General features: G+C 71.0%; 1 pseudogene. It reads left to right on the top strand.

The window, feature by feature from the left end:
• A pseudogene (locus SB751_RS35845) lies at positions 1 to 231 on the top strand (AMP-dependent synthetase); the annotation flags it as partial.

The following is a 231-nucleotide window of genomic DNA, read 5'->3' as shown; positions in this document are numbered from 1 at the left end:
CGTGGAGGCGGGCGGCGCGCAATACGTCGTGGTCGATGCGGCGGAACTCGCGAAGTTCGACACGCTGGACGCGAACGTGAAGCGCATCGCGGTGGGCGCGCCGGACGTCGGCGCGCCGTGGATCGATCTGTCGCGCGCCTATGCGGCCAGCGCCGCGTTCGTGCCCGACGGCCCGACGCGCGCGAGCGATCCGATGCTGCTCTATTTCACGTCCGGCACGACCTCGAAGCC

The sequence above is a fragment of the Cupriavidus sp. SIMBA_020 genome (assembly GCF_046535395.1).
GTDB lineage: Bacteria > Pseudomonadota > Gammaproteobacteria > Burkholderiales > Burkholderiaceae > Cupriavidus > Cupriavidus campinensis.
The sequence above is the reverse complement of the archived record's forward strand: the minus strand, read 5'-3'. Positions and strand labels throughout refer to the sequence as shown.